General features: G+C 33.9%; 2 protein-coding genes. Both read left to right on the forward strand.

Annotated elements, in window-relative coordinates:
• Window positions 1–231: 231 nt before the first annotated feature.
• Window positions 232–873, forward strand: a complete 642-nt coding sequence (gene trmB / locus WMO19_RS09625) for a tRNA (guanosine(46)-N7)-methyltransferase TrmB (RefSeq protein ID WP_349171648.1) — start codon at window positions 232–234, stop codon at window positions 871–873.
• 61 nt (window positions 874–934) lie between these two features.
• Window positions 935–1,900, forward strand: a complete 966-nt coding sequence (bioB, locus tag WMO19_RS09630) for a biotin synthase BioB (protein ID WP_349171650.1) — start codon at window positions 935–937, stop codon at window positions 1,898–1,900.
• The last annotated feature ends 422 nt before the right edge of the window (window positions 1,901–2,322 follow it).

The raw sequence follows: 2,322 nt of genomic DNA on the forward strand, positions 1-2,322 counted from the left end.
GTGAACAAAAGCAAAAAATAATGTGCTTTAGCACCAGCTGTGAAAATTGGTGCACGAGAAAGAAAGTTCAAAGCATGGAATGCTGCCGGTAACAGCCCCTTATAGGGGCAAAACAAACCACCGGCTTAGCCGGTGGTTATGATTGAAATAAATTTTGAATAAAAATCACAAGACTTGTTGACTCTTACTCAACTTGTGTTATAATGCTTAAAGCTAAAAAAGGAGAGTAATATGAGGCTTAGAAAAAAACATTTTGCAATCCCTGAAATGCGCGAAAATCCTTATGTTTTCTTTAATGGCCAAGAAAATAAGGGAAGATGGAGCGAGATTTTTGGCAACGACAATCCCATTTATCTTGAAATTGGCGCAGGCAAGGGTACTTTTACTATAGAATCAGCAAAGAGAAATAAAGATATTAATTATATAATGGTAGACATTGAAACTAATGCACTAATTTATGCCACTCGAAAGATCCTAGATGAAGAGCTTACAAATGTGAGGGCAATGCCAATTAATGCGGAAAATATTTTGGATTATTTCGACAAAAATGAGATAAGTAGAATTTACATCAACTTTTGCAATCCCTGGCCAAAGTTAAAACACAAGAAGAGAAGGTTGACTTTCCCAAGATTTTTAGAAAAGTATAAGGTCATTTTAAAGCCGAAATCACAAATATATTTTAAGACTGATGACTTAGAACTTTTTGAGGAAAGCTTGGACTACTTTAGTGACTGCGGCTTCTCAACGCTAGTGGAAGAGTTTGACATGAAGCTAGAAGAATATCCAGAAAATATAGTCACAGAATATGAGAGAAAGTTTAGAAAATTAAACCAAAAAATAAAATTTGGCGTCTTTGAATATTATGTTAACTAAAATATTATTTTGATTGACAATAAACCATGGGAAATATATAATTACTTCAGGAGTTGAAGACATGGATATTATTGAATTGAAAGAAAAAGTAAAAAATGGACACAATGTTACAAGAGATGAAGCCATAGAATTATATAAGGGCGATTATGAAACCTTGACTAAGGCAGCAGATGAACTTAGAGAATATTTCTGTGGCAATGACTTTGATGTCTGTACCATTATAAATGCAAAAAGTGGTAGATGCTCTGAGAACTGCAAATTTTGTGCGCAATCAGCCCACTACAACACACATATAAAAGAATACGACCTCTTAGATGAAGAGACAATTGTAAAGGACGCCTTAGACAAATACGAAAGAGGCATACCCAGATACTCAATGGTAGCTAGTGGCAAGGGACTTACAGCAAAAGACATTGACAAAATCTGCAGCATAACTAGAAAAATTCATGAAAAAGCACCAGAAATAAAAGTCTGCATATCAGGAGGAATAATCTCTGAAGAATCCTTTGAAAAATTAAAGGATGCAGGCATAACAAGAATTCACAATAACCTAGAAACATCAAGGAACTTCTTCCCAGAAATATGCACAACCCACACTTATGACCAAAAGATCAATACAATTAAGGCAGCTCAAAAAGCAGGAATGGAAATTTGTTCCGGCGGTCTAATAGGTCTTGGCGAAGACTTTACAGATAGAATTGACATGGCACTACAACTAAGAGAGCTTGGTGTACACTCAGTCCCAGTAAACCTCTTAAACCCAATAAAAAACACACCTTTAGAAAACAACGAGCCCCTTTCCATGGAAGAAGTAAATAGAACTTGTGCAAGCTTTAGATTTATACTTCCCAAGGCACTAATAAGACTAGCTGGAGGAAGATCTTTAATGGAAGAATTTGGCTTATCAGCCTTTAAGTCAGGAGCAAATGCAGCAATATCTGGAGTCCTCCTAACAACAAAGGGCGCAAGTATAGAAGAAGACATGGAAAGATTTAAAAAACTAGACTATACTGTAAAAGCAGTGTAAAGAAATTCGTCAAAATATTTATTAAAAAATACTTGACAAAGAAAGATATAAATAGTAATATAAAACAGCTGTAACAAATGCAGCTGTTATTTTTTTAAATAAGAATAAATATAAATTAAAAAAATCTTAAAAAGCAGTTGACATTGACTTTGTGAGATGCTAAACTATAATAGTTGCCTCATAGAGACAGCGTGGCTTTTGTAAAGGTCGAGTAAAAAACAATTTAAAAAATTGTAAAAAAAGCTTGACAAAAATAATTTGCAAGAGTACAATAAATAAGCTACTTCAAAAAGTGGCGATGAAACATGATAATTAAATAGTGTGAAGATAAAAAGATTCGCAATAGAATCACAGATTCGTAAAAGAATCACAAAGCAAACCAGAAATTCGTTTAGTTTTGAGAAAACTAATGAGTCATACAA

Origin of the sequence: Peptoniphilus hominis (ex Hitch et al. 2025) (genome assembly GCF_040096015.1) — a bacterium.
Classification (GTDB): Bacteria; Bacillota; Clostridia; order Tissierellales; family Peptoniphilaceae; genus Peptoniphilus_A; species Peptoniphilus_A hominis.